The sequence below is a fragment of the Bradyrhizobium genosp. P genome (genome assembly GCF_049949265.1).
GTDB lineage: Bacteria > Pseudomonadota > Alphaproteobacteria > Rhizobiales > Xanthobacteraceae > Bradyrhizobium.
In genome coordinates this window covers 8,276,823-8,301,408 of record NZ_CP188195.1, presented here as the reverse complement: position 1 = coordinate 8,301,408, position 24,586 = coordinate 8,276,823, and the positions used below count along the sequence as shown (strand labels likewise).

Annotated in this window: 22 protein-coding genes and 1 pseudogene; 20 read left to right on the top strand and 3 right to left on the bottom strand. The window is 61.3% G+C overall.

Annotation, left to right across the window (positions count from 1 at the left end):
- Positions 1–31: 31 nt before the first annotated feature.
- Together ACP2YO_RS39820 and ACP2YO_RS39815 are read right to left on the bottom strand one after the other, a co-directional pair.
- A complete protein-coding gene (locus ACP2YO_RS39820; RefSeq protein WP_426436664.1) occupies positions 32–790 on the bottom strand; it encodes an SDR family NAD(P)-dependent oxidoreductase in 759 nt (252 codons plus the stop codon).
- 75 nt (positions 791–865) lie between these two features.
- Positions 866–2,143 carry an ROK family protein gene (locus tag ACP2YO_RS39815; protein ID WP_426436663.1) on the bottom strand — a complete coding sequence of 426 codons (1,278 nt, stop codon included), beginning with the start codon at positions 2,141–2,143 and terminating at the stop codon, positions 866–868.
- Between the two features lie 284 nt (positions 2,144–2,427).
- Here ACP2YO_RS39815 and ACP2YO_RS39810 point away from each other — a divergent pair, with 284 nt between their 5' ends.
- The 16 genes and pseudogenes from ACP2YO_RS39810 to ACP2YO_RS39735 all read left to right on the top strand — a co-directional run bounded on the left by ACP2YO_RS39810 (position 2,428) and on the right by ACP2YO_RS39735 (position 19,888).
- Positions 2,428–3,393 (top strand): sugar-binding protein, encoded by a 966-nt coding sequence (locus ACP2YO_RS39810; RefSeq protein WP_426436662.1) that lies wholly within the window; start codon positions 2,428–2,430, stop codon positions 3,391–3,393.
- A 59-nt stretch (positions 3,394–3,452) separates the two neighbouring features.
- Entirely contained in the window at positions 3,453–4,979 is a 1,527-nt protein-coding gene (locus tag ACP2YO_RS39805; protein WP_426436661.1) for a sugar ABC transporter ATP-binding protein, read from the top strand.
- A complete protein-coding gene (locus ACP2YO_RS39800) occupies positions 4,976–6,037 on the top strand; it encodes an ABC transporter permease (protein ID WP_426436660.1) in 1,062 nt (353 codons plus the stop codon). Before ACP2YO_RS39805 ends, ACP2YO_RS39800 begins: the two co-directional genes overlap by 4 nt.
- 244 nt (positions 6,038–6,281) lie before the next feature.
- Positions 6,282–7,643 carry a carbohydrate porin gene (locus ACP2YO_RS39795; protein WP_426436659.1) on the top strand — a complete coding sequence of 454 codons (1,362 nt, stop codon included), beginning with the start codon at positions 6,282–6,284 and terminating at the stop codon, positions 7,641–7,643.
- Positions 7,644–8,051: 408 nt separating this feature from the next.
- Complete coding sequence (locus ACP2YO_RS39790) at positions 8,052–8,807, top strand: ATP-binding cassette domain-containing protein (RefSeq protein WP_426443433.1); 756 nt, start codon at positions 8,052–8,054, stop codon at positions 8,805–8,807.
- Entirely contained in the window at positions 8,807–9,889 is a 1,083-nt protein-coding gene (locus tag ACP2YO_RS39785; protein WP_426436658.1) for an ABC transporter permease, read from the top strand. Before ACP2YO_RS39790 ends, ACP2YO_RS39785 begins: the two co-directional genes overlap by 1 nt.
- A 79-nt stretch (positions 9,890–9,968) precedes the next feature.
- Complete coding sequence (locus ACP2YO_RS39780) at positions 9,969–10,901, top strand: sugar-binding protein (RefSeq protein WP_426436657.1); 933 nt, start codon at positions 9,969–9,971, stop codon at positions 10,899–10,901.
- Between the two features lie 78 nt (positions 10,902–10,979).
- On the top strand, positions 10,980–12,053 hold the full coding sequence (gene chvE / locus ACP2YO_RS39775) for a multiple monosaccharide ABC transporter substrate-binding protein (RefSeq protein WP_426436656.1): 1,074 nt from the start codon (positions 10,980–10,982) through the stop codon (positions 12,051–12,053).
- A gap of 105 nt (positions 12,054–12,158) precedes the next feature.
- Positions 12,159–13,751: a multiple monosaccharide ABC transporter ATP-binding protein gene (gene mmsA, locus ACP2YO_RS39770; protein ID WP_426436655.1), complete on the top strand. Its 1,593-nt coding sequence runs from the start codon at positions 12,159–12,161 to the stop codon at positions 13,749–13,751.
- On the top strand, positions 13,748–14,929 hold the full coding sequence (mmsB, locus tag ACP2YO_RS39765) for a multiple monosaccharide ABC transporter permease (protein WP_426436654.1): 1,182 nt from the start codon (positions 13,748–13,750) through the stop codon (positions 14,927–14,929). Before mmsA ends, mmsB begins: the two co-directional genes overlap by 4 nt.
- A 28-nt stretch (positions 14,930–14,957) precedes the next feature.
- Positions 14,958–15,584, top strand: coding sequence for an ABC transporter ATP-binding protein (locus tag ACP2YO_RS39760; RefSeq protein WP_426443432.1), 627 nt, complete (start codon positions 14,958–14,960; stop codon positions 15,582–15,584).
- 118 nt (positions 15,585–15,702) lie between these two features.
- Positions 15,703–15,933, top strand: a pseudogene (locus tag ACP2YO_RS39755) (ornithine cyclodeaminase family protein); the annotation flags it as partial.
- A gap of 243 nt (positions 15,934–16,176) precedes the next feature.
- A complete protein-coding gene (locus ACP2YO_RS39750) occupies positions 16,177–17,385 on the top strand; it encodes an ABC transporter substrate-binding protein (RefSeq protein ID WP_426436653.1) in 1,209 nt (402 codons plus the stop codon).
- A gap of 72 nt (positions 17,386–17,457) precedes the next feature.
- Positions 17,458–18,069, top strand: a complete 612-nt coding sequence (locus ACP2YO_RS39745) for a glutathione S-transferase family protein (protein WP_426436652.1) — start codon at positions 17,458–17,460, stop codon at positions 18,067–18,069.
- Positions 18,070–18,149: 80 nt separating this feature from the next.
- The gene (locus tag ACP2YO_RS39740; protein WP_426436651.1) at positions 18,150–19,028 is read left to right on the top strand and encodes an MBL fold metallo-hydrolase; all 879 of its coding nucleotides are present in this window, start codon (positions 18,150–18,152) and stop codon (positions 19,026–19,028) included.
- Between the two features lie 80 nt (positions 19,029–19,108).
- Positions 19,109–19,888 carry an enoyl-CoA hydratase-related protein gene (locus ACP2YO_RS39735; protein WP_426436650.1) on the top strand — a complete coding sequence of 260 codons (780 nt, stop codon included), beginning with the start codon at positions 19,109–19,111 and terminating at the stop codon, positions 19,886–19,888.
- 308 nt (positions 19,889–20,196) lie between these two features.
- Here the strand turns inward: ACP2YO_RS39735 and ACP2YO_RS39730 are convergent, their stop codons facing one another.
- Complete coding sequence (locus ACP2YO_RS39730; RefSeq protein ID WP_426436649.1) at positions 20,197–20,847, bottom strand: TetR/AcrR family transcriptional regulator; 651 nt, start codon at positions 20,845–20,847, stop codon at positions 20,197–20,199.
- A gap of 254 nt (positions 20,848–21,101) precedes the next feature.
- On the opposite strand from ACP2YO_RS39730, the gene ACP2YO_RS39725 reads away from it, so the two are divergent.
- From ACP2YO_RS39725 to ACP2YO_RS39710, 4 genes are all read left to right on the top strand, one after another.
- Positions 21,102–21,971, top strand: coding sequence for an SDR family oxidoreductase (locus tag ACP2YO_RS39725; protein WP_426436648.1), 870 nt, complete (start codon positions 21,102–21,104; stop codon positions 21,969–21,971).
- A 4-nt stretch (positions 21,972–21,975) separates the two neighbouring features.
- Positions 21,976–22,923 carry a D-2-hydroxyacid dehydrogenase family protein gene (locus ACP2YO_RS39720; RefSeq protein ID WP_426436647.1) on the top strand — a complete coding sequence of 316 codons (948 nt, stop codon included), beginning with the start codon at positions 21,976–21,978 and terminating at the stop codon, positions 22,921–22,923.
- A 62-nt stretch (positions 22,924–22,985) separates the two neighbouring features.
- Positions 22,986–23,291 (top strand): putative quinol monooxygenase, encoded by a 306-nt coding sequence (locus ACP2YO_RS39715; RefSeq protein WP_426436646.1) that lies wholly within the window; start codon positions 22,986–22,988, stop codon positions 23,289–23,291.
- A 52-nt stretch (positions 23,292–23,343) separates the two neighbouring features.
- The gene (locus tag ACP2YO_RS39710) at positions 23,344–24,486 is read left to right on the top strand and encodes a CaiB/BaiF CoA transferase family protein (RefSeq protein WP_426436645.1); all 1,143 of its coding nucleotides are present in this window, start codon (positions 23,344–23,346) and stop codon (positions 24,484–24,486) included.
- The last annotated feature ends 100 nt before the right edge of the window (positions 24,487–24,586 follow it).

The following is a 24,586-nucleotide window of genomic DNA, read 5'->3' as shown; positions in this document are numbered from 1 at the left end:
GCCGCCGCTCCATGACCGACATCGGCTGTGGTCAGACCCAGCCGCCGTCGGCGATGTAGTTCTGGTTGGTGCAAGCGCCGCTGTCGTCGGCGGCGAAGAAGAGGACGACGCGGGCGATGTCGTCCGGCACCAGCTTGCGCTTGAGGCACTGGCGCTGCATGAGCTCGGCCTCACCTTCGGGCGTCAACCATCGATCTTGCTGCCGCTGGGTCATAATCCATCCGGGCAGGATGGAATTGACCCGCACGTTGTTCGGCCCAAGATCGCGGGCGAGCGCACGGGTGAGGCCCTGAACCGCTGATTTGGCGGTGGTGTAGCAGGGCATGTTGCCCTGGCCGATCACCCAGCTCACCGAGCCCATGTTGACGATCGCACCGCCGCCGGCCTTGATCATGTCAGGCGCGACCGCCTGGGCGGCAAAGAACTGATGCTTCAGGTTGACGGCCATCCGCTCGTCCCAGAATTCCGGTGTCACGTCCTCGATCGCGTGACGGTCGTCGCGGGCGGCGTTGTTGACCAGGATGGTGATCGGCCCGAGCGCCTCGCGGATGCCGGCGACGGCGCGTCGTAGCGCACCGATGTCGCGCAGATCGGCGTGCTCGAAATGCACGCTGGCATTTGCGGGCAGGCTGGACAGCATCTGGTTTGAGGCCTTTTCATCGACGTCGATGAATCCGACCCGCGAGCCCTGGCTGACGAACTGGCGGACGATGGCCTCGCCGATGCCCGAACCGCCGCCGGTCACCAGTACGGTCCGGTCGTTGAGGCTTGGATAGATCGCGCCCTGCATTGGCATCCTCTCGATTTTGGCGCCTGAAGGGCGTCGGTTGCGTTGCTGCGGCTCAAGCAAGACGCCGCAGGGGATTCACTCGGTCGTTTCCATGTGGTTGCGGTCCACGACCCGCAGCGTCCGCCGCACCATGCCGTCGACAATGGTGGCCGCCTCGCTCGGACGCACATAGATCGTTGTGGATTTGAGCAGCCACGGCAACACTGCGTGCTCAAGCCGCTCCTCATAGCCGGCGCGCATCATGTCGAATGACAGCAGGCCCGGGCCTGCCAGGATGAGATGATGCGGGCGCAGCACTGAAATCGTTGCGGCGACCGCCTCTGCAAGCGCGCGGCCGGCTATCCGGAATAACTGCGCGAGACGGGGATCGCCTCCCAGCGCTCGCTCGCGCAACAGCGCCATCTGGGCCTCGGAGGGCTGCTGCGACACCGCAGGCGGCAGGTCGAGAAAGGTGCGGGCGTCGCGGTACAGCGCATAGTCGGCGAGATAGGCCTCGATGCAGCCGCGCTGGCCGCAGCGGCATTGCGGACCGTTCAGCGCCAGTTTGACATGGCCGATCTCGCTGCCGGCGCCGGCGCCCCAGCGCGCTTCGCCGTCGACAACGACGCCCATGCCGACGCCGTGGCCGACCATGATCGTGGCCGTGAGGCCTTGCGCCAGTGCCGGTTCCTCGGCCACGAGGGCCAGCGCAACCGCGACAGCGTCGTTCGTCATCACGACTTCGACCCCGAACGCCTGACGGACTGGCTTCGCCAGATCCACGTCGGTGATCGACAGCGCCGGACTCCAGAGATGCCGACCGGTGTCGGCGTTCACGATGCCCTGCAAGGCAATCCCGATTCCCAACAGCCGGTGGCGCGGCGTGGCAGTCGCCTCAAGCATCGTATCGATCTGCGCGATTACGAGATCGCACAACGCGTCTGCATCGAGCGCGCGCGTCGCGAGTGCAAGGCGTGATTGCGCCAGGCCCGTACCGCTGAAATCCGCGATCAGCGTCTCGATCAGGTTCATGCGCAGCGAGACCGCAATGATGCGGCCGAATTCGGGATTCAAGGTCAGCAGCACCGCCGGCCGGCCACGGCGACGGCCATTCAGCTGGTCCGCGTCCTCCTCGTCGGTGTCGTCAGGCCACGACGTCGCCGCGCCCGTTTCGGTCTCGGCCTCGCGCAGCAGGTCTTCCGCCATCAGTTTCGACGTAATGGCCGAAATGGCCGGGAAGCTTAGTCCCGTGCTCCGTGCGAGCTCCACGCGCGGCAATGGTCCCTGACGCCGCAAGGCTTCGACGAGGCGGCCGGGGTTTGATCCGCGGGCCACGCTCGAGGCGCGTCTGGTCGGCTCGGGCTGCTCGTCCATGGGGACTCTTTAGTTTGCTCAGTGAAGTTAATCAACGTAGACGACGTCTTTAATTCGTTCGGTGAACTTAATGCCTGCGCGCCTCACCGGCATAATACGGGAGATGTTGAGTGCGCGGCTGCCACATCGTACCACATTCTCTATTCGAGCTTGAAGTAACACGCGAAAACATCCTTGACTGGCGATTTGAACCCACCTAATTTGTTCGCAGCGTAAATAAAATAGGGCGCAGAAAGCGCCATGCGTGAATCCCCTCATGCCGGGGTGACGAAAGGGAGGTGCACATGAAGGGCTCAATGAAGAGATTTGTCGTGCCGTTGCTGGCGAGCGCGGCCGCGCTCATGATCGCCACGGGGGTGGCGCAGGCGCAGCAGAAAAAGACCATCGCGCTGGTGACCAATGCCGCGGCCGACTTCTGGACCATCGCCGGCCGCGGGCTTGAGAAGGCGCAGAAAGAACATCCGGAATACAATATCGAGCTGATCGTCACCAACGAAGCAACCGCGGCGGGCCAGCGGCGCGAGTTGGACGACCTGCTGGTGCGCGGCGTCGTCGGCATCTCCATCTCTGTAGATGATGCGCCGCACGCGACCGAAGAACTCAACAAGGTTGCGGCCAAGACCGTGTTGATCACGACGGATAGCGACGCGCCGCAGAGCAAACGTCTCGCCTATATCGGCACCGATAACGTCGCGGCCGGGCGGCAGGCGGGCGAAGAGATGAAGAAGGCCCTGCCGAACGGCGGCAAGATCGCGCTGTTTGTCGGCACGATGGACGCTGACAACGCCCGCGAGCGGGTCCAAGGCATCAAGGAAGCGATCTCCGGCACCAAGGTCGAGTTGGTCGACGTATTCACCGACCAGGTGGACTACGCCAAGGCCAAGGCGAACATGGAGAACGTGCTCGTCAAATATCCCGACATTGCGCTGATGTCGGGCCTATGGAGCTACGAGACGCCGCTGATCTATGACGCGGTGAAGTCGGCGAACAAGGCCGGCAAGGTCAAGATCGTCGGCTTCGACGAGGACCAGCGAACGCTGCGCGGCGTTTCCGATGGCACGATCGAATCCACGGTCGTGCAGCAGCCGTTCGAGTTCGGCTATCTCTCCGCCACCAACATCATCAAGACGCTGAATGGTGACAAGTCCTGGATTCCGGCGGACGGCAAGCTGATCGTGCCGACCAAGGTGATCAGCAAGTCCAACGTCGCGGAGTTCACCGCACAGATGAAAGACCTGCTGAAGAAGTGACTTCAGTGTCTTCATCGCCCGGCTGCCAAAGGCGACCGGGCGGTGAATGGGGGGACGCAATGGCGGAAACGCTGCTCGAACTTGCCGGGATCAGCAAAACCTATCCCGGTGTCAGAGCCCTCGACGATGTCAACCTGCGCGTTTACCGCGGCGAGGTGTTGGGCCTGATCGGCGAGAATGGTGCCGGCAAATCGACGCTGATGCGCGTGCTGGGCGGCGTGATTGCGCCGAGCGAAGGCGCGATCCGCATCGGCGGCAACGACCATGCCCGGATCACGGTGAACGAGGCGACGCGGGCCGGCATCGCCTTCGTACACCAGGAGCTGAACCTGTTCGAGAATCTGGATGTTGCGGCCAACGTGTTCATCGGGCGCGAGAAACGCACCGGCGGCCCGCTGAAGCTGGTCAACAACGCCGAGATGCGCGCGCGCGTGACGCCGCTGCTGGAGCGGCTGGGCGCCGATTTCACGCCGGACACGATGGTCGAGAACCTATCGATTGCGGAGCGTCAGATGGTGGAGATCGCCAAGGCGCTCTCGATTGACGCCCGCGTGATCATCATGGACGAGCCGACCTCCAGCCTGACGATTTCGGAGACGGAACGGCTGCTGGAGGTGATCGCCGACCTGAAGGCGCACGGCATCTCGGTGATCTATATCTCTCACCGGCTCGGCGAGATCATGACCTGCGCTGACCGCGTCGTGGTGCTGCGCGACGGGCGCACGGTGGGAGAGCTGGCGCGGGACGAGCTAAGCCATGCCGCGATGATCCGACTGATGATCGGCCGCGACCTGAAGGCGCTGTACACGCCGCCGAAGCAGCCGCCGCAGCCGGGCGGCTGCGATATCGCTGGCCTCGTGACCTCCGCCTTCCCCGACCGGCAGATCGATCTTTCGGTGCGACGTGGCGAGATCCTCGGTTTGGCCGGGCTGGTCGGCGCCGGCCGCACCTCGTTCGCCCGCGCGGCCTTCGGCGTCGACCCGCCGCTGGGCGGCGAGATCAGGATCGATAGCATGCCGGTCGACATCGCGTCGCCGCGGGACGCGATCAGGCAAGGGATCTATCTGGTGCCGGAGGATCGCAAGAAATCCGGACTGGTGCTGGAATTGCCGATCCGGGAGAACGTCACGCTCGCGAGCCTGCTGACCTATGCACGGATGTGGCTGGTCAACGGCACGGCCGAGCGCAAGGTCGCGAAAGACCAGGCAAGGAGCCTGTCCATAAAGGCGCCGAACATCGACATGGAGGCCGTAACGCTCTCCGGCGGCAACCAGCAAAAGGTGGTGCTGGGCAAGTGGCTCTCCATGCAGCCGCGCGTGATGTTCTTCGACGAGCCGACTCGCGGCATCGATGTCGGCGCCAAGAGCGAGATTTACGCGCTGATGCGCCAGCTCGCCGACCAGGGCGTCGCGATCGTGATGATCTCCTCCGACATGGAGGAGGTCATCGGCGTCTCCGACCGGGTGGCCGTAATGCATGAAGGCAGCATTAGCGGCGTGCTGGAGCGCGAGCAGTTCAGCGAATACAACGTGCTGCGGCTAGCGATGGGCCAGGCTCTGGAAACCATGAGAGCGGTCGCGTCATGATGAAGAAGGAAGTCGGGCTCCTCGTGCTGCTGGTCGTGATCTCAGCCATCACGGGCGCGATCAATCCGGCCTTCCTCTCGGTGGTGAACCTGCTGAACATGGCCAACCTGATCGGCCTGTTCGGTGTGTTCGCGCTGGGCGAAGGGCTCGTGATCATTACCGGAGGCATCGATCTCTCGCTCGGCTCGATGTTCGCGCTGCTTGGCGTCGTCTTCATCGATCTGCTGACGACCTATCAGATCGCCTGGCCGCTCGCGCTCTTGCTGGTGCTGCTGGGCGGGCTGGGACTGGGAGCGATCCAGGGTTTCCTGATCACGCGGCTGAAGATGCAGCCGTTCATCGTGACCTTGTGCGGGCTACTGATCTATCGCGGCGCCGCCCGCTATTACACCAGCGATTCGACGCGCGGCTTCGGCTATGGGGACGAGGCTGCCACCTTGGGCAACATCGCCTCCGGCAATGTCGCGGGGATTCCGAACACCTTCATCTTCCTGATCATCCTGGCGCTGATCCTCGGCGTGCTGCTGCATCGCTCGGTCTACGGGCGCTGGCTCTATGCGGTGGGCAAGAACGAGGAAGCGGCGCGCTTCTCCGGCATCAGCACAAATTTCGTGATCGCAACCGCCTATATTATCAGCGGCGGGCTCGCCGGGGTTTCGACGGTGTTATTCGTGTTCTACACCAACTCGGTCTCTCCGAGTTCGTTCGGTAATTTCTACGAACTCTATGCGATCGCGGCCGCCGTGCTCGGTGGCTGCAGCCTGCGCGGCGGCGAGGGCTCTATCCTCGGGATCGTGCTGGGGACGGCGCTGCTGCAGGTGCTGCAGAACCTAGTGAACATTCTTGGCATCCCGAATTCCCTGAACTTCGCCGTGATGGGGACGGTGATCCTGCTCGGCGTGCTCGCGGATCAGCAATTGCAGGCCCGTCGGCGGCGCAAGGTTGCGCTGGCCGGCATGGCCCCTACGGCGCCGCGATCGACACTTGTGCAAGGAAAGCAGGGCGCATCACTGCGCGGTGCCGCTGCGGTGCCAGCGCGAACGGGTGATCAGGCATGACAGCCCAACAAGGGAAAACCACTGCCAGGGTGTGCGGAACGGCTTGAATGGGGACAACGCCTGCAAGGAGGCTTTCGGCTGTGCGGTGTTCGCCAATGACGATGCCGCCAAGGGAAATAGTTCATATGCGGCCGGTTTTTTTCGGCCGGTGTGTGTTGGGGAGAGGGCGCGTTCCAGGCTGGGGGCTTTGGGCCTGGACGCGAGACAGAAAAGACAAAGCCGGTGACTCTGGGAGGGCGAAAAAATGTTGCATAGGTCTGTAAAGGCCGCACGTGCGTGTGGTGTGGGGATTGCTCTGTCATCTCTGGTGAGCGGTGGAGCGCATGCGGCCGATCTTTTGACGAAAGCTCCGCCTGTTCCTTATGCCGAGACTGATGATTTCTGGACACGACCGTATCTGTTCGGCGATCTCGGCAGGACGAAGCTGAAGGAGATGGGCATCTCTCTGGCCCTGACGCTGGGTGACGAAGCCGTCGGCAACGTCACGGGCGGGGCCAAGAACACTGCGGTCAACTCTGGTCAGCTGTTTTTTCAGGCCAAGTTCGATATGGCGAAGCTTGCCGGCATCCAGGGCGGTACGGTCGGCCTCACGCTGGTCGACCGCTTCGGAGACAATCTGAATTCCGAGGCGGGCATTCCGGCGCTGCAACTGACCAACGAAGTCTTCGGCCGCGGAAATATTCTGCGACTGACCGAACTCTACTATTCGCAGAAGCTTTTCGATGATCGCCTTGAACTCAAGGGCGGCCGTCTTCCGGTGGGCTCCGATTTCTTCTTCGGCCTGTGCGAGTTCATCAACCTGACCTTCTGCGGCGGCCAGCCCGGCAACATCCTGGGTGGCTACATCTACAACTGGCCGGTGAGCCAATGGGGCGGTGTCGCCCACTACAACATAACCAAGGAAGTCCAGCTTTCGGTCGGCGTCTACGACGCCAATCCGAGTTATCTGACGACGTCAGACTCCAGCACTTACTACTTGCCGGGCATCCCTGGCTCGAACCCCGCCTCCGGTGTGCTGGTGCCGGTGGAGTTGGTCTGGGGGTCGGCCTTGGGGCCGGGCGGTCGCCTGAACGGCACCTGGAGATTGGGCGGCTGGTACGACAATGCGTCGACGATTGATGGTGGCCTCCCGGGTATCATCACGACCATCCCGGGCGTCGGGGGTATCCCGGACCAGACTCTGGGAGATCAAAGAGGCCGCTACGGCGTTTATGAGTCGATCCTGCAGCGGTTGACCATTGACGGTCCCGGCCCGCAGGGTTGGTATACCTTCCTCAATACGACCGTTGCCGATCACCGGACGTCGTACCAGGACTACCAGGTCGCCTGGGGCGTCAGGCACACCGGAACGTTCTCCTGGCGACCCCAGGATGAAGTCGGCTTCGCGGTGGGTACGACCCACGTAAATTCGGCCGCGCTGAGCCCGAACGCAGGCGGTAACGAAGTTCCGATCGAAGCTTGGTACGGATGGCAGGCAACCGGCTGGATGAACCTCAAGTTCGACGCCCAGTATGTGATCAATCCTGGCGGGCGCGGGTATAATGCCGGCGGCTACAAGACCGACAACGCCTGGGTTTTTGGCACGCGCACCACGGTCCACTTCTGATGCGGCGGTAGCCTGTCCGGGTCAAGACGTTGAACGGCTCTAACGTGAAAGGTGGCGGTTCCTTCAGAGCGCACGCAACATGTGCGTTCTGCTGGACAGCCGCCTCGACGGTGAAGGGGTCTCGCCAAGAGCGCCATCCGTGCGGTCCATGATCGCCGCGGACCGGCCAGGTACGGCGGCCGGAGCATCGTGCGGAATGCCGAATAGGGACGAGGCCAGGAGGTGAAAGTTCTCTATCCGGCCCGATGGCGGCGAAGGATTAGCGGTCATCGTGAGCGGCTGTAAAGCTATGCGCTCCCGTCTCAGCAAGTGGCCCCATGGATCACCTCGCTTGCCATGGGTCGAGACATGGCCCTGAACTCGATATCGGACGGACGTCGAATGAGTAGGGGGATTGTCATGATGGAGATGTCTCAGGCCGGCCAACCGGTTCTGGAATTGACAGGAATCGGTAAGCAATTCGGGGCGATCCGCGCGCTGCATGGCGTCGACATGCAGGTTTTAGCTGGAGAGGTCGTCGGTCTCATGGGCGACAATGGCGCGGGAAAGTCGACACTCGTGAAAATCATCGCCGGCAACTTCGCACCGAGCTCAGGAGAGATTCGCTTCGAAAGCAAGGCTGTTCATTTCCATCGCCCCGTTGATGCACGTGCCGTGGGCATCGAGGTCGTCTACCAGGATCTTGCGCTCGCCGACAATCTGACGGCAGCAGCAAATGTGTTCCTCGGACGAGAACTCAAGCGCAAGTTTGGCCCCATCGCCCTGCTTGACCATAAGGCGATGGCGGCGCGCGCGCTGGAGCTTTTTGGCGAGTTGCGTTCCGAGACCCGGCCGCACCATCTCGTCAAGCAGATGTCGGGTGGTCAACGCCAGGCGGTCGCCATCGCGCGGACGCGGCTTTCCAACGCCAAGCTTGTGATGATGGATGAGCCCACCGCCGCGATCTCGGTTCGGCAGGTCGAACAGGTTCTGAGCCTGATCCACCGCCTGAAAGAACAGGGCGTTGCGATCATGCTGATCTCCCACCGCATGCCGGATGTCTTCGCGGTCTGCGATCGCGTCATCGTGATGCGTCGGGGTGAGAAAACGGCCGACAAGCCGATCCGCGAGACCAGCCCTGAGGAAGTGACGGCCCTCATCACCGGCGCAAAGGAGGCGGCGTGATGGCCCTGCCCATGGAATCTCCGATCTCCTTTGCCAATGTCGGCCAGGTTCGATGGTGGCAACGCGGCCTTTTTGCCTCGCAGACCGGCTACGTTGCACTGGCATTGCTGGTTCTCATCGTGGTGATGCACTTCGCGAGCCCCTACTTCTTCACCGAGGGCAACATCCAGAACGTGGCGAAGAATTTTTCCTTTATCGCAATCGCCACCCTTGGCGTCACCTTCGTGATTATCACTGGCGGCATCGATCTCTCGGTCGGCTCGATGATGTGCTTTTCCGCCATGGTCACATCGATGGTCATGACGGGTCTGTCGACGCCGGGCATGCCCGGTGCATCGCTGTTCGTCCACATGGCTGCCGACGGCAAGACCGTGCTTGCCAACATACCCGGCCTGATCCTGCTCATTTCGGTCCTCGCGGGACTTGGGACCGCGCTGATCGTTGGCCTCGTCAATGGCTTCTGCATCGCAGTGCTTGGGCTGTCACCCTTCGTGACTACCCTCGGCATGCTCTCGATCGTGCGCGGTCTCGGTTATGTCGTGTCCAACGGCAGGGGCGCCTCCCCGGGCGGGCCGGACGCCGACTATTTCTACGCGCTCACGTCGGGCAACGTGTCTGGAGTGCCCGCACCTTTTATCTATCTCGTGATCCTCGCCTTGCTGATGGCGGTTGTATTGCACCACACGGCGTTCGGTCGTCACGTCTTTGCGCTAGGCGGCAATGAGAAAGCCGCCGAATTGACCGGCGTTTCGGTGGTGCGGATAAAGGTGGAAGTCTATGCGATCTGCGCGCTCGCCGCGGGACTGCAAGGAATCATCGTCTGCGGTTGGCTCGGTTCGGCGCCGGCGAACATGGCGACGTCCTATGAGCTCAATGTGATCGCCGCGGCGGTTATCGGCGGCGCCAATCTTGCGGGCGGCATCGGTGGACCGCTCGGCGCCATCGTCGGCTGCGTGCTGCTTGAGGTCATCCGCAACGGGCTCGTGCTCGCGCAGGTCAATTCCTATTGGCAGCAGACCTTGGTGGGCGTGATCATCATTCTGGCTGTGCTGGTCGACCGTGTCCGCTCGCGCATGATTTGAAGATGCAGGCCGGGAGGACAACGAATGTGTCGGAACAGAAAATTTCGAGGATAGGCATAACAACCGTGGGAGGAGACCAATGAGAAAGCTTCTGCTTGCCGGCATAGCCGCCGCAATGATCGCGACACCGGCTCTCGCCGAGACCTACCGCTTCGTGATCGTGCCGAAGGCGATGAACAACCCGTTCTTCGACGGGGCGCGAGACGGCTGCATGAAACGCGCCAAGGAACTCGGCAACGTCGAATGCATCTACAAGGGCCCGGTCGAGCACGAGCCGGCGACCCAAGCCCAGATCATCCAGGACTTCGTCACGCAGAAGGTGGATGGTCTTGCGATCTCGGTCGCCGACGTCGCGGCGATGACCAAGTCTATCGACGCCGCCGCCGCGGCCGGCATCCCGGTCGTGACCTTCGACTCGGATGCGCCGGGCTCCAAGCGCGTGGCCTACATTGGTACAAACAACAAAGACTTCGGCGTCGCACTGGGTAAGCAGCTGCTACAACTTCGGCCTGATGGCGGCAAGTACGCCATCGTCTCCGGCGGACCGGGCGCCAAGAATCTTGCCGAACGCGTCGATGGCGTCCGCGAAGCGCTCAAGGGTTCGAAATGGGTCGAAGTTGCCGGCTCGCCGACCTTCTGCAATGACGACCCCGCGCTCGCGGTTCAACAGATGACCGACCTGCGCACTGCGACGCCGGATCTAGCGGCCATCGTGCCGGTAGGCGGCTGGCCGATGTTCGCGCCCGAGGGCTACAAGGCCTTCGTCAACTACAATAAGAAGGATATCGACGCCGGCAAGTTCACGCTTGTCGTGGCCGATACACTCAAGATGCAGCTCGAACTGCTGCGCGATGGGTATTCCAACGCGCTTACCGGCCAACGGCCGTTCGAGATGGGTGAGAAGGCCATGGACATTCTGCTGGCGATCAAGAAGGGCCAGAAGGTGCCCGAGATCATCTACACGGGCCTTGATCGCGTCACCAAGGACAATGTCGCTCAGCTTTTGAAGTGAAAGCGTTCGCGACCCGACGAGCGCCATTCATCAGTCTGGCGAACCCATGGAATCATCGATGATCAAAGGGAGTGAAGCATGATCAATCTGAAGAGCACCCTGACGGCCCTCGCGTTGGCGGCGGCAATGGCCACGGCGTCAGCGGGGAGTGCCTTTGCCCAAGGCAAGCCGACCGTCGGCATTGCGATGCCGACCAAATCCTCGGCCCGCTGGATCGACGACGGCAACAACATCGTCAAGGTGCTGAACGAGCGCGGCTACGGCACTGACCTGCAATATGCCGACGACGACATTCCGAACCAGCTCTCGCAGGTCGAGAATATGGTAACCAAGGGCGCCAAGGTGCTGGTGATCGCGGCCATCGACGGCACCACGCTGTCGGACGTGCTGAAGCAGGCCAAAGCCAAAGGGATAACGGTGATCGCCTATGACCGATTGATCCGTGATACGCCCAACGTCGACTACTACGCCACCTTCGACAATTTTCAGGTCGGTGTGCTGCAGGCTCAGTCGATCGAACAGGCGCTCGGGCTGAAGGACGGCAAGGGCCCCTTCAATATCGAATTGTTCGGCGGTTCACCGGACGACAACAACGCCTATTTCTTTTACAATGGTGCGATGTCGGTGCTGGAGCCCTACATCAAGAACGGCAAGCTCGTGGTCGGCAGCGGACAGATGGGGATGGACAAGGTGTCGACCTTGCGCTGGGATCCCGCCACCGCCCAGTCGCGGATGGACAATTTGCTCAGTGCGTTCTATGGCCGCAAGCGGGTCGATGCCGTGCTGTCGCCCTATGACGGGCTCTCCATCGGCATTCTCTCTTCGCTGAAGGGCGTTGGCTATGGTAGCGGCAACATGGCGATACCGATCGTGAGCGGTCAGGATGCCGAGGTGCAGTCGGTGAAGTCGATACTGCGCGGCGAGCAGTACTCGACCATCTTCAAGGATACCCGCGATCTTGCCCGCGTCACCGCCGACATGGTCGACGCGGCGCTGAGCGGCAAGGAAGTCGTGGTCAACGACACCAAGACCTACAACAACGGCGTCAAGGTGGTGCCGTCTTATCTGTTGAAGCCGGTCGTCGTCGACAAGAGCAATTGGGAGAAAGTGCTGATCGGAGGCGGCTACTACAAGCGCGCGCAGTTCGACTGAAGCGGGGAAGGGCGGCGCCGGCGATGGCCGGCGTCGCCGCTGCGCCTATCCCGAAGCGGGTTGTGGGGGCCTGGAGATGGTAGACATGATGGACATAATGGCGCGATGACCGCAATTCTCGAAATGCGCGGCGTGAGCAAGAGCTTCGCCGGGGTCCAGGCCTTGCGTGACGTCAATTTCACGGTGGAAGCGGGGCAGATCCACGCCCTTGTCGGCGAGAACGGCGCCGGCAAGTCTACCCTGATGAAGGTGCTGAGCGGCGTTTATCCCAGCGGATCCTACGAGGGTAGCATCGTATTCGATGGTGAGGAACGGCGCTTCCGCGACGTCAACGATTCCGAAGCGCTCGGCATCATCATCATTCACCAGGAATTGGCCCTGATTCCGCTGATGTCGATCGCGGAGAATATCTTCCTGTCCCATCCACCGTCGCGTCTTGGCGTGATCGACCGCGACACGGTCCACCGCCGGACCAAGGAACTGCTCGCCGAGGTCGGCCTCGCCGAGATGCCCGACACGCTGGTCACGGCTCTCGGCGTCGGCAAACAGCAATTGGTGGAAATTGCCAAGGCGCTGTCGAAACGGGTGCGGCTCCTGATTCTCGACGAGCCAACCGCCAGCCTGAACGAGACCGACAGTGCCGCGCTGCTGGATCGTCTGCTCGCATTCCGCGCCCGCGGCATCGCCTCGATCCTGATCTCGCACAAGCTGTCGGAAGTGGCCCGCGTCGCCGACCGGATCACCGTGCTGCGTGATGGCCGCACCGTCGACAGCATCGATTGCCATGCCGGGCCGGTGCAAGAAGGCGCGATCATCCGCAGCATGGTTAACCGTGACCTTGCCCATCGCTTTCCGCAACGCCGAGCCACGATCGGCGCACCGGCCCTCGCGGTCCAGGACTGGACCGTGCATCATCCGCAGCATCCCGAGCGCCGCGTCATCAAGGGGATCAATTTCGAGGTCCGGCACGGCGAGGTGGTCGGCATCGCCGGCCTGATGGGCGCCGGCCGCACCGAATTCGCCATGAGCCTGTTTGGTCGCGCTTGGGGTAGGACGATCAGCGGCCGCGTCTGTCTTGATGGACGCGAAGTGAATTTGCCCAACGTCACGGCGGCGATCGACGCCGGTCTTGCTTACGTTACCGAGGACCGCAAGCAGCTGGGCCTGATCCTTGCCAGCGACGTTCGCAAGAATATCACGCTGGCAAGCCTTGATCGCGTGTCGCGCTGGCGCGTGCTCGACGATATGCGCGAATTGCAGGTCTCGAGCGACTATCGCAGTCGGATGCGGATCCGTTGTTCCGACGTCTACCAGGAGACGAGCCAGCTCTCCGGCGGCAATCAGCAAAAGGTGGTGTTGTCGAAATGGCTGATGACCGATCCGAAGGTGCTGATCCTGGACGAGCCCACGCGGGGCATCGACGTAGGGGCAAAATACGAGATCTATTGTATCATCAATGAGCTCGCTGAGGCGGGCAAGGCCGTGGTGGTGATCTCGTCGGAAATGCCGGAATTGCTCGGCATCTGCGACCGCATCTGTGTGATGAATGAGGGTGCCTTCGTCGGAGAATTCTCCGCTGCCGAAGCTACGCAGGAAGGGATCATGGGCGCCATCATGCGCAACAAGGACATCGCTCAGCACGGGCACAACGAGCGCGATATGAGCGACAAGGAATTGCAGGAAGGTATGCGGACATGACCGACAAGACGGTTTCGCTTCCGGGGCACGTCGGCTTCATCAAGAACAACCTGCGCAATTACGGCATGCTGTTGTCGCTGCTCGCGATCATGCTGTTCTTTCAGGCCATGACCGACGGCACGCTGCTGCAGCCGCTCAACCTCACCAATCTGGTGCTGCAGAACAGCTACATCGTGATCATGGCGCTGGGCATGCTGCTGGTCATCGTCACCGGCCATATCGACCTGTCGGTCGGGTCGGTCTCCGGTTTTGTCGGCGCCGTTGCCGCCGTGCTGATGGTGCGCTACCACGTCGCCTATCCGCTTGCCTTCCTGGCTTGCCTCGTGGTCGGCGCGCTGATCGGTGCCGCGCAGGGCTATTGGATCGCCTATTTCAAGATCCCGTCCTTCATCGTCACGCTGGCCGGCATGCTGGTGTTCAAGGGGCTCGCGCTGGCCATTTTGCAAGGTCAGTCAGTGGGACCGTTTCCATCGACCTTCCAGAAATTGTCCTCGGGTTTCATTCCCGAACTGTTTCCCGCCGCCGGTACCCTTTATCCGACGTCGCTGCTGGTCGGTGCCGTGCTGGCGGTGGCCTTGGTCTTTACCAGCGCGAAGGCGAGAGCGCGCCAACAGTCCCACGGCATCGAGGTCGAGCCCTACGGCTTCTTCGTCGCTAAAAATGCGCTGCTGTTCGGCGCGATGATCTATTTCACCTACCTGATCGCCTCTCATCGCGGCCTGCCCAATGTGCTGGTCATCATGACGGTGCTGATCGCGCTCTACGGCTTCGTCAGCACGCGTACGGTGGTCGGCCGCCAGATCTATGCAATCGGCGGCAACGCCAAGGCCGCAAGCCTGTCCGGCATCAAGACCGAGCGGCTCACCTTCCTGACATTCGTCAATATGGGGGCGCTCGCAGCACTTGCCGGACTCGTGTTCGCGGCGCGACTCAACACCGCGACCCCGAAAGCCGGGCAGGGCTTCGAGCTCGACGTCATCGCCGCCTGTTTCATCGGCGGCGCCTCTGCCTATGGCGGCGTCGGCAAGGTCGGCGGCGCCGTGATCGGGGCCATGATCATGGGAGTGATGAACAACGGCATGTCCATCCTCGGCATCGGCATCGACTACCAGCAGGTGATCAAGGGGCTGGTGCTGCTCGGCGCGGTCTGCCTTGACGTCTACAACCAGCGGCGATAGCGGCTGCGGGAAAAGTACTCTCATCCAGATGGCCGCAGGGCTCCTCAAGCCATCGGTCGGCACGGTCTTCCACAACGATCAAGGGGTTACCAGCGTCAATCGCACCATCGGCTTCGTGCCGCAGCAGGCGCAATTGTTGCCATGGAAGACGATGATCGAGAATATCGAATTTCCATTGTTGCTGCGCGGCATGTCTTCAGCCGAGCGTCGCGCAAAAGCGTTGGAGGCTATAAGACGAGTCGACCTCGTCGGCTTCGAAGCGCACTACCTCTATCAATTGTCGGGCGGTAGGCAAAAGCGCGCGTCGATCGCACGCATGCTGGTCTACAAGCCGGATACGATCCTGATGGACGAGCCGTTCGGTGCGCTGGACGCGCAAACGCGTATGGTCATGCAGCATGACTTGCAGACGATGCTGGCGAACGAAGGTGCAAGCGTACTCTTCGTCACGCATGACATCACCGAGGCAGTATTGTTGTCGGACAGCGTCGTCGTGCTAAGCTGCCGGCCCGCGCGTGTCATATCCGAAATTCCCATCGATCTCCCGCGACCTCGCGACATGTTCGAACCTTACGCGATCCCCGGCTTTGCCGAGGCTTACGATCGGGTGTGGTCCGTATTCCGAAGCGAACTCAACATAAGGCGCGCGGCATGAGCAACCAGATGACATTGAGCTCTGTCCGGGCGTCGTCGCCGAAAGACGTCTGGGCGCCCGTACGTCGGGCGCTACTGATGGCAGCTCCAGGCGTCGCGTTGCTTTGCTTTTGGCAGTCAACTACAAGTCTGGAATGCCTTCCGAATTCGGAGTGCTCTTGCTGTTCGACCCGCGCAATGGTGTGCCGAGAGCCATCATGGACGCTAGCGGCATAACGGACATGCGGACCGGAGCCGTGACGGCAATAGGCGCCAAGTATCTGGCGCGGAAGAATTCGAAGATCCTGGGGCACATCGGTGCGCGCGGCACCGCGTACTGGAACGTGCGCCTGTTGGACCACCTTTTCGACTCGAGACCATCTTGCTATGGCATCGCGGCCTCTCCTTGAGCGATATTGCGCTCGGTCATGCGATGCTGAAGAAAGGCGAACTGCTCGGTATCGGGCAACGTCTCAGGTACGCATAGCCAGAAAGATCAGGGCAAACCCGTAGATTGCGCATGACGCGCCGTTGACGTCGTCTTTTTTCGGGCCTATGGAAACAAGTGTGTTTCCATCTCGATAACGAGATGCGGGCCGAGGAGTTGGAGCAAGATGATCAAAAAGGCGCTGTGCTTGATCGGGCTAACCGCGGCGTTGGCGGCTCCGCTGGCGAACGCGCAGCCCAAATATGATCCGGGAGCGTCCGACACCGAGATCAAGATCGGGAACATTGCGCCGTACAGCGGGCCAGTGTCGCTCTATGGGGCGGTCGGCAAGGTGGAAGCCGCGTACTTCAAGATGGTGAACGATCAAGGCGGTATCAACGGACGTAGGATCAACTTCATCAGCTACGACGACGCCTATAGTCCTCCGAAGACGCTCGAGCAGACGCGTCGCCTCGTTGAGAGCGACGAGGTCCTTGCGATCTTCAGCCCGGTCGGCGCACCGACCAATTCCGCGATCCAGAAGTATCTGAACGGCAAAAAGATTCCGCATCTGTTTCTCGCGTCGGCCTCGACGAAATGGGACGATCCGGAACACTTTCCATGGACGATGGGCATGGGCGCCTCGTACCAGAGCGAGGGCGCCATCTTTGCGCGATATATCCAGCGCGAAAGACCGGATGCCAAGATAGCGGTCCTGTACCAGAATGACGATTTTGGAAAGGACATGCTCAAGGGCTTCCTCGACGCCTTGGGCGAGAGGAATTCGATGATCGTTGCGAAGTCGTCATACGACGTATCCGAGCCGACCATCGATTCGCACATCGTAACTCTGAAGAGTTCGGGCGCCGATGTGCTCGTCACGTTCGCTACGCCGAAGTTCACCGTTCAGACGGTAAAAAAAATATCCGAAATGCAGTGGAAGCCGCTGCATATCGTGACGAGCGTGTCGTCTTCCGTGGGCGCGGTTCTTGCGCCGGCGGGATTCGAAAATGCCCAGGGATTGGTTTCGGCTACGTACCTGAAGGACGTACTGGACCCGACTCTGTCCCAAGATCCCGGTATGACCAGGTATCTCTCCTTCATGGAGAAGTACATGCCGGGGGCCGACAAGACGGATTCCCTGCTCACGCTCGGCTACGCCAAGGCGGAGGCCCTGGCTCATGTGCTGCGGGAAGCCGGAGATAATCTGACGCGTGAGAATATCATGAGGCAGGCCGCGAGCCTTCACGGCGTGAAGTCCGACGTCCTCCTCGAGGGGATCACCCTGAATACGACACCGGATAACTACTCTCCGGTCGATGAAATGCGAATGATGCGGTTCAATGGCGAACGTTGGGAGCTGTTTGGTGACTTGCAGAAGGGCATACGGAGATAATCGCCGGGATCCGGTTATATTCTTGCCGAGCCATGTTCGAGGGCAGCGGGCCGACGATCGTGGACCGAATCCATGAAGCTCTACTACGCTCCCGGCACGAGTGCCGTCGGCATTCGCATCTTGCTCGAGGAAATCGCTCAGCCTTACGAAGTCGTGTTGCTGGATCTGGCAGTGGGCGAGCAATATCAACCTGCCTTTTCGTCGGTTAATCCCAAGTCAAAGGTGCCGACGCTCATCAGGGGCGACGGATCCGTTCTTACCGAGTTCGGTGCCATCGCGCGCTGGCTCGCGCGGACAAATCCACAGGCGGGGTTGATGCCTCAGGACGCCGATAGTGAGGCTCGCGCGATCGAGCTTTTGGACTACGTCGTGGGAACGGTTCACATGCGCGGGTTCAGCCGGATGATCGTTCCTAAGGCTTTCGGGCCGGTGGCCCAACACGCGAATATCGTCGCTACCGGGCGAGAGATGGTAACCAAAGGTTTCGCAGTCATCGATGCGGGCCTCGTCGGCAAGACCTACATAGCGGGTTGCTACAGCTACGCCGACCCGGCGTTGTTTTACCTGGAGCGATGGGCGGAGCGATTCTCGGTGCCCTTACCGCCAAACTGCAAACGGCATTACGAGACGATGCTGCAACGACCTGCGGTCAAGCGGGTGCTCGCCGCCGACCAATCGAGTTAGCGCGGGTTGCCCTGTTGACTGTCCCGGCAAGCAAGGCTACACATTAGGAAACAGAACTGTTTCCATGAGCGTGGAAAATCATGAGTCTTCTTCCTGTACAGCAGATTCCCGGCGTCTATCATCGCAAGGTCGGCGATATCATCGTCACTGCGATAAGCGACGGATTCATCGATGGAAACCTCGATTTATTGAAGAACGTCGAAGTCGATCAGGCCCATGCGATTCTCGCCGGCACGTTCCGGCCGGTGCGCAGGATCAGCATCAACGCTTTTCTCGTGCACACCAGGGAGGGCCCGGTTCTCATCGATACCGGCACCGGGGGATCCATGGGAACGACCAATGGCTGGACCGGTCGCAATCTCGCCGCGGCGGGGTTGGATGCAAGGGACGTGAGCGCCGTGCTGCTGACGCATATGCATCCCGATCATTCCGCTGGTCTCACGGACACCGGCACGGGGCGACCGATATTTCCGAACGCCGAACTCGTCATGCACGAAGCCGAGCCGCGGTATTGGCTTGACGACGCCGAACTGGCGCGGACCCCGAACGATCGAGCGAGATCAATGTTTGAACATTCGCGCGCGCAAATCGCGCCCTACAAGAGTCGAACCCGGCTCTTCTCCGGCGGCGAAGTGTTTCCCGGCGTCGTGGCGATGCCCATCCCCGGCCACACCCCTGGGCACACGGGCTATCTGATCTCGTCCGGTGGCCAGGAATTGTTGATTTGGGGCGACGTCGTCCATGTCCCCGAGATCCAGGTCGCCTTGCCCGACACCGGCACGAATTTCGATGTCGACTATGAGACGGCGAGAAAGTCCCGCAAGAGGGTGCTCGATCAAGCGGCCTCCGACCGATTTCTGGTCGCCGGGATGCACCTTCATTTCCCCGGCTTTTACAATGTGGCCCGCGAGGGCGACGGGTACTTTCTTCACGCGGAGGCCTGGCAGCACGCGCTGTGAGCCCAGCAAGATCGGCACGGCGGCGGAATTCGGCAATCCGTGTCACCCCCCGGGATAAATTGTAACAACGGAGAGGAAAAATGGCCGGATATCGATACTGCACTGTCACCGACGAGGGCCGCGTCCGCACCGTCACCTTGAATCGTCCCGAAGTCATGAATGCGCTCCATAGCGACGCGCACGGCGAACTTGAGTCTGTGTGGGATGAGTTCGCTGCGTCGGACGATCTCTGGCTCGCGATCATCACCGGGGCGGGCGATCGGGCGTTCTCCGCCGGAAACGATCTCAAGGCGCAGGCAGCGGGCAGCCGCACCGGCTTTGTACGCTCTGGCTTCGCGGGGATCACCCATCGGTTCGATCTCGACAAGCCGCTCATCGCAGCCGTGAACGGCATTGCGATGGGAGGCGGCTTCGAGATCGCCTTGTCTTGCGACATCATCATCGCCGCGGAAAACGCGGTCTTCGCGCTTCCAGAACCACGGGTGGGCCTGATTGCGGGTGCCGGAGGGGTCCACCGCTTGCCACGCATCATCCCGCAAAAACAGGCACTCGGTATGATCCTCACCGGGCGTCGCGTGTCGGCAGCCGAGGGAAAAGAGCTGGGCTTCGTGAATGAGGTCGTAGGGGTTGGCCAAGCCTTGCCGGCGGCAAAGCGCTGGGCCGAACTGATCCTTGAATGTTCACCCAAGGCGATCCGTGCGTCGAAACAGTCCTATTTCAGGGGACTGGAGGAGCCGAATTTGCAAAGCGCGATGCGGAAGATCTATCCGGCTCATCAGGAGAACAAGGCAAGCCTGGACTACATCGAGGGACCGAAAGCATTCGCGGAAAAGCGGAAACCCGATTGGCAGAACAAGTGAACCGTAGCGGGGCTAAAATTCCTCGCTCCCAGACCGGCAAACGGCCTGTCGAGGAGCCCGCGAGCGGAGGTCCTTATCTTCAAGGCAGGATGGCTGCTGCTCCCGTCACTATCGCGGTCGGGTTCTTGTTTGCCGTGCCGGCAGGACCGTTGCGTCATGCTCCGCGATAGTGGCTATTTCCTGTGCGCAATCCTGTCGCTCGCGTTGATGTTGGGCTGGCTGAGCTTCCTGACGTTCGCGACGGCAGTATCCATTCCTTTCTAGACCGGCCGCGCACGAGAAGAGGCCGTTGGATCGATCGATTGGTCCTAGCTACGTTGCAGTCGCCTTTGATCGCGAGGTGTGGCGGGATCGGCGGATGGTTCGCTCGGGGAAACACGGGGCGCCACGTAAGCGAGCCTCACGCCGGCATTCTTCAAAAGCACCCGAGCGGCGGCGATCGCGGCTCGCGTCGAAGAAGGGTCCCTTCGGGTAAGCATGGCCGAATATGCGCCGTCGATGAGCAGAGAGAGCTGCGTCGCGAGCGTCTCTGGATCGTCAACGTCGAGCTTCGAAAGCAGATCGCGAAACCATAGCCTGCGGCATTCCTTGAAATGAGCGGCGAGGTCTCTGGATTCGCGCTCATCCTCTCCGAGTTCGGCCAGGGCGTTCAGGTAGGCGCAGCCCCTGTATTCCTTCTTCGAGGAAAGCGACCTCTCCAACCACGCGAAATTGGATAGGATTTGCTCGGCCGGCGGCTTGTCCGAGTCCTCGGGAAGAGGCCGAAACCGACCACGCAAATAGGCCTCGATCATTTCGCTCTTCGAGCGGAAATAACGATAGAGGGTCTTTTTGCTGATCCCGAGTTCGGCAACGATCGTGTCGACGCCGACGGCGCGGATGCCCTGCCGATAAAATAAGCGGTCGATGGTTTCGAGGATTTTGGCGCGGGTGACCTCTTCGTCCTGTTTCAGTGCCATTTGATACGGACCTGTTTCCTCAATTGCCGCAGTGCGAAGAGGGCCAATGTGATCGATGGGTGCCCGTCGATCAAGCGCATTTCGGCATCCCTTGCCCAGTTCGGTCAAAACGACGGTGGAAATCCAATCGCTCGATCTTCAACCGTCAAGGGCACGTTTTCCTTCTTGACATGGAGAAGCAGAGCGCGCAATGGAAACAGTACGGTTTCCATCATCGCTGTCCAGGCATCGCAGCCATACGGAGAGATCCGAGCATGTTTTCGGAACGGGTACTTAAAGGGAAGAAGATCCTCATCACCGGCGGCGGAACGGGCATCGGCAAGAGCCTGGGCACCCGCTTTCTCGAACTTGGCGCGGAGATCGTGATCTGCGGCAGACGCGAGGAAGTCCTCAAAGCGGCAGTGGCGGAGTGGACGCAGGGCGGCGGCAAGGCCTCCTATATCGTTTGCGACGTGCGTCTGCCCGATAAGGTCGACGCAATGTTCGAGGAGATCTGGCGGGACCGTCCGCTCGACGGTCTCGTCAATAACGCGGCGGGCAATTTCATCGCGCGCACCGAGACGCTGTCAGCGCGCGCATTCGACTCGGTCATCAGCATTGTCCTGCACGGCAGCGCCTACTGCACGCTTGCGGCCGGCAAGCGGTGGATCGAGGGCGATCACAAAGGTACGGTCCTCTCGATCTTGACCAGCGCGGCCTGGCAAGGCAGGGCGTTCATGGTTCCGTCGGCAACCGCCAAGGCTGGCGTGCTTTCCATGATGCGGAGCCTGGCCACCGAATGGGGTCCCAGGGGCATTCGCACCGTCATGGTGGCACCCGGGATATTTCCGACCCCCGGCGCGTCGGCGAGGCTTTATCCGGATCCGGCGGAATACGAAGCGCAGGTCGCGCGTGTTCCTGTAAAGCGCGTCGGAGAACACGGCGAACTCGCCAATCTCTGCTCTTATCTGATGTCGGAATATGCGGGATTCATCAACGGCGACTGTATCACGATGGACGGAGGCGCCGCGCTCGTCGAGGGCGGCGGCGGAACGGTTCAATATCTGCACGGTTGGGGCCCCGAGCAATGGGAGGAGTTCCGCACACGGGCGACCAGGACGGTCGCATCCCAGTCCGGCAGTTAATCCCATGAAGATTGCGATACTGGACGATTACCAGAACGTTGCGGCGCAGTGTGCCGATTGGTCACTGCTCGCCGACGCCGCCGAGCTGACGTTCTTCAATGATCACATTTCGGACACCGATGCGCTCGTCTCGCGGCTGGCACCGTTCGATGTCGTTTGCGTGATGCGCGAGCGTACGCCGTTGACTGCGGAGATCATAGGACGCCTCCCTGCTTTGAAGCTAATCGCGTCGACAGGCCCTGGAAATGCATCGATCGATATCGGTGCAGCTCGCGCGCGCGGCATCGAAGTCGTCAACACTGGCTACAATTCCTATCCGACAATCGAATTGACGTGGGGCCTGATCCTGGCGAGTGCACGCCATATCGTGACCGAGGCCCAAGGCTTGCGCACCGGCTCGTGGCAGAAGACCCTCGGTGTTGGTCTACACGGCAAGACGCTGGGTATCGTCGGGCTTGGACGGGTCGGTGTAGGCGTCGCGCGCGTCGGCCTCGCGTTCGGTATGAGGGTGATCGCCTGGAGCCAGAATCTTACCAGCGACAAGGCATCCGAACACGGAGTGACCTTGGTAACGAAGCAAGAGCTTTTCCGCACATCGGACATCGTCTCCGTGCATCTCATCCTGAGCCATAGATCGCGGGGCCTGGTGGGAAAATCCGAATTCGACCTGATGAAGCCGTCTGGATTGCTCGTCAACACTTCGCGAGGGCCGATCGTGGACGAAAGCCCGCTGATCGAAGCGCTTCGGGCGAACCGGATCGCGGGCGCCGCCGTGGACGTTTTCGATCGAGAGCCGCTGCCTTTGGACCATCCGTTCCGATCACTGCCCAACGTGCTGGCGACACCGCATATCGGGTACGTCGCCGACGACCTCTACCGGACCTTCTACCAGGACACGGTATCGAACATCGTTTCATGGCTAGCCGGACGCCGCGCAGCCGATCCGCGATAGCCTTCGTCGAAGCCGGCACAAACGTCTTGCACGACAATCGGTATCAAGAGAAGGACAAAGAGATGATTCAGGTCGTCGTGGAAATCGTGGCTAAAGCGGGCCAGCGAGAGACCGTGCTCGGCGCATTCAAGGCCAATGTGCCGGCGGTCCACGCCGAGCAAGGCTGCATCGAATATACCGCGTTCGTCGACGCGGCGGGCTTCGGCTCGCTCGCGCCCTATGGGGACGACACGTTTGTCGTCATCGAAAAATGGGAATCGGCTTCCCACCTGAAGGCCCACGCCAAGGCGCCTCACACGCTGGCATATCAGGCCAAGGTCAAGGATCTCATCGAGAGCCGCACCATCCACGTGCTCTCGCCGGCTTAGGGTAAGCCCGCATCGAGTGTATTCGTTCGTCCAACACGGAGGCTATGCCATCATGCCAATGAGCGGCATCAAGATCGTCGAAGCCTGCTCCAATATCGCTGGTCCCGTGACGGGAACGATCTTCGGCGACCTCGGAGCGGAGGTCGTCAAAATCGAGAAGCCCAATGGCGGCGATGATGCACGCGGCTGGTCGCCTCCGATGCTGCATGGAGTGGGCGCCAGATTCCAGGCGATCAATCGCAACAAGCGGTCGGTCACGCTGGAACTCAAGAACCCGCACGACCAGGATGAGCTTAGGAGGCTGGTCGCGGAGGCGGACGTATTCGTTCATAACATGCGTCCCGGAGTTGCCGAATCCCTCGGGCTTTCGGGATCGGAAGCGCTCGCGCTGAACCCTCGCTTGGTGTATTGCGCGATCGGTGCCTATGGGGCGAAGGGGCCGTGGCGCACCTGGAGTGCCTATGACGGTCTGGCGCAAGCGCTGTCGAGCCAGATGTACGGCAATGGCGAGCCCGACGGACAGCCGCTGCTCGTCGCCGACGCGATCGTCGACAAAGGGGCCGGCATGTGGGCGGCGATAGCCATTCTGGCGGCGCTGCACGATCGCACCAAGACGGGCAAAGGCAGTGTGGTCGAGACCTCGCTGCTGGAGGCTGCGCTTTTCTGGCGGGATGGCGTGTTCGCGCAATATGTGGCCAGCGGGCGCCCACCGCGTCGTCCGGGTAACGGATCGGTGCAAATCGTGCCTTACGGCGTATTCCCGACGGCCGATCGGCCCATCATGCTTGGGCTCGCCGGCGACGGCTTGTTTGCGGCGTTCGCAAAGCTCATCGGTCGCGGCGAATGGATCAATGACGAGCGCTTCGCCAAGAACTCAGCCCGCGTCGCAAACCGCAGCGTTCTGGAGCCGATGATCGAGGAGGCGCTGGCTTCACGTAATCGCGACGAATGGGTCGAATTGTTGGGTTCGAACGGGATCCCTTGCGCGCCGATACTCGACCCGGCGGAAGCGTTCCATCACCCTCAGGTTCAGGCGTTGGGAATCTTCCAATCGCCCCCCGACCTCGAAATGCCACTGGTTTCCGCGCCGTGGAGCATCAACGGTGTCCGGCCGCCGGTGCGCCGCCGCGCTCCCCTGCTCGGCGAAGACAACGAGGCCATCCTGCGACCCGTGCGGTCTTCTACAGACGGCTAGGTTCGGGAAGGCGGCATCCGCCAGCCAGATACCACTATGGGTTATCGGAAACAGATATGTTTCCATGATGCCGACGATGAGTCGCAAGAAGCCAGTTTTC